The 6,923-nt window shown below is 74.3% G+C and carries 6 protein-coding genes; all 6 read left to right on the top strand.

Annotated features, from left to right (window positions below):
- Positions 1-914, top strand: a 914-nt coding sequence (locus tag PINTE_RS19600) for an isochorismate synthase (protein WP_217996655.1), incomplete at its 5' end; no start/stop codon positions are given.
- Positions 911-4,063, top strand: a complete 3,153-nt coding sequence (locus PINTE_RS19595; RefSeq protein WP_068434028.1) for a SidA/IucD/PvdA family monooxygenase — start codon at positions 911-913, stop codon at positions 4,061-4,063. The genes PINTE_RS19600 and PINTE_RS19595, both read left to right, overlap by 4 nt.
- Positions 4,060-4,953 (top strand): ABC transporter ATP-binding protein, encoded by an 894-nt coding sequence (locus PINTE_RS19590; RefSeq protein ID WP_084343836.1) that lies wholly within the window; start codon positions 4,060-4,062, stop codon positions 4,951-4,953. The genes PINTE_RS19595 and PINTE_RS19590 overlap by 4 nt, the downstream gene beginning before the upstream one ends.
- A complete protein-coding gene (locus PINTE_RS19585; RefSeq protein WP_068434026.1) occupies positions 4,940-5,182 on the top strand; it encodes a phosphopantetheine-binding protein in 243 nt (80 codons plus the stop codon). The genes PINTE_RS19590 and PINTE_RS19585 overlap by 14 nt, the downstream gene beginning before the upstream one ends.
- 40 nt (positions 5,183-5,222) lie before the next feature.
- Positions 5,223-6,233 (top strand): ABC transporter substrate-binding protein, encoded by a 1,011-nt coding sequence (locus PINTE_RS19580; RefSeq protein WP_068434024.1) that lies wholly within the window; start codon positions 5,223-5,225, stop codon positions 6,231-6,233.
- Positions 6,230-6,923 (top strand): condensation domain-containing protein (locus tag PINTE_RS19575; protein ID WP_217996654.1); only part of this gene is annotated, 694 nt, incomplete at its 3' end. The genes PINTE_RS19580 and PINTE_RS19575, both read left to right, overlap by 4 nt.

Raw genomic sequence — 6,923 nt, 5'->3', positions numbered from 1 at the left:
CCGCGACCGCAACGGTGACGGCCGCGACCGCGGCGACCGCGGCGACCGCGTCGTCGGGTAGCGCGGCGGTGCCGCCCGAGGCGACGGACGAGCAGTACCAGCGCGCGGTGTCGGCCGCCCTCGAGCGGATCGCCGAGGGGTCGCTGCGCAAGGTCGTGCTCGCGCGGCGCCTCGAGGTGCACCTGCGCGGCCTCGACGCCGGCGCTGTCTGGGCCCGCCTGGCCGTCCGCAACCCGCACGGCTACACCTTCGCGGTGCGCGAGGGCGCCGACGTCTTCCTCGGCGCCTCACCCGAACTCGTCGCCGCCATCGACGACTCCGGGTTCGCCACCCATCCGCTGGCGGGTTCGGCCCCGCGCGGTGACTCGGCCGCCCGCGACGCGGCCCGCGGCAGCGCGCTGCTGGCCTCGCAGAAGGACCGTCGCGAGCACGGGTTCGTCGTCGATCACATCGTCGCTCGACTCGCCCCGCTGCTCGGGCGGCTCGACGTGCCGAGCGCGCCCGGACTGTTCGCCACCGACGCGATGCTGCACCTCGGCACGCGCGTGACCGGAGCGCTGCGCCCCGGCGTCAGCTGCCTGGAAGCCGCGCTGACGATCCACCCGACGCCCGCGGTGTGCGGGGTGCCGACCGCGCGCGCCCTGCACGAGATCCGCCGGCTCGAGCCCGCGGGGCGCGATGGGTACGCCGGGCTCGTCGGCTGCATGGACGCCCGCGGTCACGGCCAGTGGGCGCTCGCGCTGCGCTGCGCCCTGCTGCGCGACGGCCGGGCGCGCCTCTACGCCGGAGCCGGGGTGGTCGCCGGCTCCGCACCGGAGGCCGAGCACGCCGAGACCGCAGCCAAGTTCGCGACCATGACCGCCGCCCTCGCGCCCGCGCGCGAGGCCTCGACGCCCGCAGGAGGGCCGCGATGACGTCACTGCAGGACAGCCCGGGGGTCACGCCGTACCCGCCGGAGACGGTCTCCGCCTATGTGGCCGCCGGCCTGTGGGGGGACACGCGGATCGAACAGCTCGTCGCCGCCGCGGCCGAACAGCGGCCGGACGCGACCGCGGTCGTCGACGCCGACGGCGCCACCGACTACGCCGGGCTCGTGCGGCGGGTCGAGCGGACCGCCTCCGACCTGCGCGAGTGCGGTCTGCGCACCGGGCAGACCGTCGTGCTGCAGATGCCGAACACCGTCGACGCGATCGCCGTGCTGCTCGGCTGCTTTCGGCTCGGGGTACGGCCGGTGCTCGCGCTCGCCGCGCACCGCGGGCAGGAGATCGCCGGGTTCGTCGAGACCGGCCGCGCCACCGCCTGGATCCTCGGTGACCTGCCCGGGGTCGACGCCGAGGCGCTCGTCGACGACGTGCGCACGCGCCTCGGTGAGCGCGCTCTACCGGTGCTGCGCCGGACGGGCTCCCGCGGCGAAGCCGGCGACGACGGCGCTGACGGGGTCTCCGGCGAGCGCAGTGGTGCGCGACCGGGTCGGGAATCCGGTTGGGACACAGTGCCGGTGCGCGACGCGGGCGCCGACGAACTCGCGTTCTTCCAGCTCTCGGGCGGCACGACCGGGGCCGGCAAGCTGATCCCGCGGGCGCACCGTGAGTACGCCTACTCGTTTCTGCGCAGCAACGAACTGTGTGGCATCGACGCGCGGTCGGTGCTGGTCATCCCGCTGCCGGTGACCCACAACTTTCCGATGAGCTCGCCCGGCTTCCTCGGGGTGCTCGCCGCCGGCGGCACTGTGGTGCTGTGCCCGCACGGCGACCCGGCGACCGTCTGCGCCGCCGTGCAGGAGCATCGCGGCACCCACCTCATCGCCGTGCCGCCGCTCGCGCAGGTGCTGCTCGACTCCACCGCCCGCCACGACGCCGACCTGAGCAGCCTGCGCCGGGTGCTCGTCGGCGGCGCCCGGCTCTCGCCGTCCGTCGCGCGGCGCATCCACACCGAGCTGGCTCCGCTGCAGCAGGTCTACGGGATGGCCGAGGGGCTCGTCTGCTACACCGACCCCGCCGACGACCTCGAGACGATCGTCACCACCCAGGGGCGGCCGATGTCGGCGCTCGACGAGGTGCGGGTCGTCGCGGCGGGGCCCACCGGCTCCGGCGGCCCCGACGCCGACGACGGCGTGGTCGAGGTGCCCGCCGGTGCGGTCGGGGAGCTGCAGGTGCGCGGGCCGTACACGATCCGCGGCTACTACTTCGGCGGGCCGCGCGAGCAGGCCGCGTTCACCGCCGACGGCTTCTACCGCACCGGTGATCTTGTGCGCCGCGACGCGACCGGCAGCATCACGGTCGTCGGGCGCACCAAGGAGCAGATCAACCGCGGCGGCGAGAAGATCTCGCCGGCGGAGGTGGAAGACGCGCTGCTGCGACACCCGCGGGTGCACGACGCGTGTGTCGTCGGCGAGGCCGACGAACTGCTGGGGGAGCGGGTCGTCGCGTACGTCGTGCCGCGCCCCGACGCGGTCGATCGCGACGCCGGGAGGCTGGACCGGCGGGTGCTGCGGCGACACCTGCTCGCGCAGTCGCTCGCGCCGTTCAAGATGCCCGACGGCTACCGCGTCGTCGCGCAGCTGCCGACGACCGCCGTCGGCAAGATCGCCCGGCGGCGTGTCGGATCGGACGCGGGTTTGCCTGCAGCTGGTGAGCGGGCCGTCTTTGAATCTGGCTGCGGCGACGCCGGCCCCACCGAGATGCTCGACGTGTTGGGAGTCGGATTCGGGCCGGCGAACATGGCGTTGGCGATCGCGCTGCGGGAGGTCGACGAGGTTCGGGCCGCGCAGGGCGCCCGGCGGCTGCGGGCGGCGTTCGTCGACGCGGCGGCCCGCACGAGCTGGCACGAAGGCATGCTGTTCGAGGACGCCTCGATGCAGGTGGCGTTCGCGAAAGACCTGGCGACGATGCGCAATCCGCGCTCGGACTTCACGTTTCTGCAGTTCCTCGCCGAGCGCGCGCGGCTCGCCGACTTCGTCAACCGCGGCTCGATGAATCCGCTGCGGGTGGAGTTCGTCGAGTACCTGCGCTGGGCCGCCGCCAAGCTGCGCGACGACGTCACCTACGGCGCCCGGGTGGAGACGGTGACGCCCGTGCTCGTCGACGGCGCAGTCACCGGCTACGACGTCGACGTCCGCACCTGCGAGGGCGTGACCCGCCGCCGGGCCCGGCACGTGGTGCTCGCCGCCGGGCTGCAACCCCGGCTCCCCGCGCAGGTGCGACCCGGGCCTCGGGTGTGGCACTCCAGCGAGCACCTGTTCCGGGCCGAGGGACTCGACCCGCGGAGCGTGCGCGACGTGGTCGTCATCGGCGGCGGTCAGAGCGCCGCCGAGGTCGTGCTGCACCTGCGCGGCCTGCTCGACGACGGCGCGCGGGTGCACGCCGTGCACGGGCGGTTCGGATACGTGCCCTCGGACTCCTCGCCGTACGTCAACCGCATTTTCGACGCGGAGTCGGTCGATGCGCTCTTCGACGCGCCCGAGCCGGAACGGTCGCGGGTCGACGCGCTGCACGCCGGAACGAACGACTCCGTCGTCGCGCCCGCGACGCTGCAGACCCTGTACGACCTGGACTACCGCGACCGCTGGCTCGGGCGCGAGCGGCTCGTGTGGCACCGCTGCACCCGCCTGCTCGGTGCCCGCGACACCGGGGACGCCGTCGAGGTCGAGCTGTTCGACGCGCTCGCCGACGCCACGACGACGCTGCGTGCCGACGCGGTCGTGTGCGCCAGCGGGTACCGGCCACTGGACCCGGGCGCGCTGCTCGGTGAGCACGCCGGCTTGCTGCGCCGCGACCCGCGGGGCCGGCCACTGGCGCGCCGGGACTACGCCGCCACCTGGCAGGTGCCGGCGCACGGCCAGCTCTTTCTCGTCGGGCAGACCCGTCACCAGCACGGGGTCTCCGCGACGCTGCTGTCGAACGCTGCCGTGCGCGCCGGCGAGATCGCCGAGACGATCGTCGCCGCCGCGGAGCGCGGATCCGGCGCCGAGATGGGTGCCGGGATCGGAACTGCGACAGGGCCGCCCGACTCAGGGCCGGTCGGATCGGTCGGGGCGTCGGGCGCCGTGCAGGTGGCGTCGTGACGGGCGCGGCGTTGTTCGAGGTGCGCGGCGTGCGCGTGGGCTACCCGCGGCGGCCGGACGTCGTGCGCGACGTCGACCTGCGGCTGCCGAGCGGCGGCTTCACCGCGGTCCTCGGCCCGAACGGATGCGGCAAGTCGACGCTGCTGCTGACGCTCGCGCGGCTGTTGCGGCCCGCCTCCGGGAGCGTGCGGCTGCACGGCCGGGAGCTGGCCGACTACGCCGCGCGCGACCTGGCCCGCACGCTGGCGTTTCTGCCGCAGCAGCCGCTGGCGCCCGACGGGATCCTCGTGCGCGACCTCGTCATGCGCGGCCGCCAACCGCACCGGCGGTTTCTCGCGCCGGCCTCGGCTGCCGACCATCGTGCGGTCGACGCGGCGCTGGCGGCCACCGCCACCGAGTCCATCGCCGACCGCCCGCTCACCGACCTCTCCGGCGGTCAGCGGCAACGCGTGTGGATCGCGATGACGCTGGCGCAGGACACCCAGGCCGTGCTCCTCGACGAGCCGACGAGCTTTCTCGACATCGCCCATCAGGTCGATGTGCTCGAGGCCTGCGCCGGGCTCGTCGCCCGCGGCCGCAGCGTCGTCGCCGTGCTGCACGACCTCGGGCTGGCCGCCCGCTACGCCGACCACCTCGTCGTCATGCGCGCCGGGCGGGTCGTGGCCGCCGGAGCGCCGGCCCGGGTCGTCATCGCCGAACTCGTCGAGGACGTCTTCGGCCTGCCGTGCCGCGTGGTCGCCGACCCCGAGACCGGCACCCCGCTCGTCGTTCCGCGCCGTCCCCACTCCGCCTCCGGCAAACCGTTCGCCGAGCGAGCCGACGACGACTCACCCGATCAGCCCGATCAGCCGGACCGTACTGATGACAGGACCACTCATGCCCTCGTCTGAGACCACCACCCTCGACGCGGCGACCGTGCTCGCCGACCTGGCCGCCTCGGCGGGCCTGAGCCCGCACGAGATCGAACCCGACGAGGACTTTCTCGGCCTCGGCATCGACAGCGTGCGGCTCATGCGGCTGCTCGACTCCTGGCGTGCGGCCGGCGTCCGCGTCGAGTTCGCCGACCTCGCGGCCTGCCCCACCGTCTCCGACGCGGTCGCCCTCATCACCCGCGACTGAACCACCCGCCCGACCCTCACCTCGAAAGGCTCCATCACCCATGCGTTCTCGCGCCCTCGCCGCCACCGGCGCCCTCGTGCTCGGACTGTCCCTGGCCGCCTGCGGCTCCGATGCCGCTGCCGACAGCCCCGCCGCCGGTTCCGGCTCCGCGGCCGCGGGTTCCTCCGGCGCCGCGGCCGACGGTTCCACCCGCACCGTCGAGACCGCCTTCGGCCAGGTGCAGATCCCGACCTCCCCGCAACGCGCGATCGCCCTCGAAGGCGGAGTCGGTCCGCTGCTCGGCGCCGGCATCACGCCGGTCGCGACGGCCGACGGCGACCTCGAGGACTCGTTCCTGCCCCAGGAGTACGCGACGGTCAAGGACCTGCCGATCGTGCTCGGCCCCGACGGCCTCGACTACGAGAAGATCGCCTCCCTCAACCCCGACCTGCTCATCGGCTTCGTGCGCGGCGGCACCGAGGCCGAGCTCAGCGCCGAGAAGAAGGCCGAGTACCAGCGGCTCAGCTCCATCGCGCCGACCGTGCTCATCCGCTCCGACGGCTCGGGCAGCACCAAGGACGCGACGCTGGCGATCTCGGAGGCCCTCGGAGACGGCGAGGACGCCCGCGCCGCCAAGCAGGCCTACGAGGCCAAGGCCGCCGAGCTGAAGAGCACCTACGCCGACGTGCTCGCGGCCAACACGTTCGCGCCGCTGGACTACTACGAGGAGGTCAACGTCTACTCGCCGATCTCCTGGCCCGGCGACGTGCTCACCGACGCCGGCGCGAAACTCACGTCGGTCTCCGCGAACGAGAAGACGCAGAACGCGACCTTCCTGTCGGCCGAGCAGCTCGGTCGACTGCAGGACGCCACCGTCGTGCTCTACGACCAGACGGTCGAGGGCAAGCCGGGCGAAGGCGCGGCCGAACTGGCGAAACTGCCGACGTACCAGGCGCTCCCGGCGGTCAAGGCAGGCCACTCCTACGGCCTGTCCTACTTCTTCGCCGACCGCTACGAGACCGGTCTGAAGTCGCTGGAGAGCCTCGAGACGACGTTGAAGAAGCTGGCGTGAACTCGGAGCCGGCCGCCACCGGATCCGCGGGGATACTCACGCGCTCGCAGGAGGGCGTGGTGCACGGGCACCTCGTCGCGGGTGCCGACGCCGCGGCGCGCTACACGGTCGGGGAGGCGGTGGAGCTGGAGTCGCGCGCACCGATCGACCCGCCGCTGCTGGCGCGTTCGATCGAGCAGGCCGTCGCCGAGGCACCCGGCTGGTTGCTGCGGGTCGACACCGACGGCGGCGCCCGGGTGCTCGACACCGTCCTGCGGCCGCACGAGGTCGACGGCGCGGGGTGCGAGATCCGAGACCTGCGCGGGCTGCCGCGGCCGTGGGCGGAGGCGGTCGGCGCGATGCGCGACGACCTCGCCTCGGGCATCGGCTTCGGCGCGGGTGCGCTGCACCGCCAGCGGCTGTGGGTGCTGAGCGAACACCGCGTCGTGTGGAGCCTGCTCGCGCACCATGTGCTCGTCGACGGCTACGGCGCGGTGCTGCTCGCGCGGCGCGCGCTGGAGATCTTCGCGGCCCGCCGCGACGGGCGCCCGGTGCCGGCCGCGCGGTTCACCGATCCCGCGCGGATCGCCGCCGCCGAACGGGACTACGAAAGCTCGGCGGCGTATGCGCGCGATCGGGAGTTCTGGCTGCGCGCAGACCGATCCGCGCAGGAAGCGGGCGCGGTGCGCGCGCTGCTGCCGGCGTCGGCGT

This window comes from Piscicoccus intestinalis NBRC 104926, from assembly GCF_001515525.1.
Classification (GTDB): Bacteria; Actinomycetota; Actinomycetes; order Actinomycetales; family Dermatophilaceae; genus Kineosphaera; species Kineosphaera intestinalis.
The sequence above is the reverse complement of the archived record's forward strand: the minus strand, read 5'-3'. Positions and strand labels throughout refer to the sequence as shown.

Bases quoted from the DNA above. Each gene is read 5' to 3' on its own strand.
- PINTE_RS19595 (WP_068434028.1), top strand. From the start codon at position 911: ATGACGTCACTGCAGGACAGCCCGGGGGTCACGCCGTACCCGCCGGAG.
- PINTE_RS19585 (WP_068434026.1), top strand. From the start codon at position 4,940: ATGCCCTCGTCTGAGACCACCACCCTCGACGCGGCGACCGTGCTCGCC.
- PINTE_RS19580 (WP_068434024.1), top strand. From the start codon at position 5,223: ATGCGTTCTCGCGCCCTCGCCGCCACCGGCGCCCTCGTGCTCGGACTG.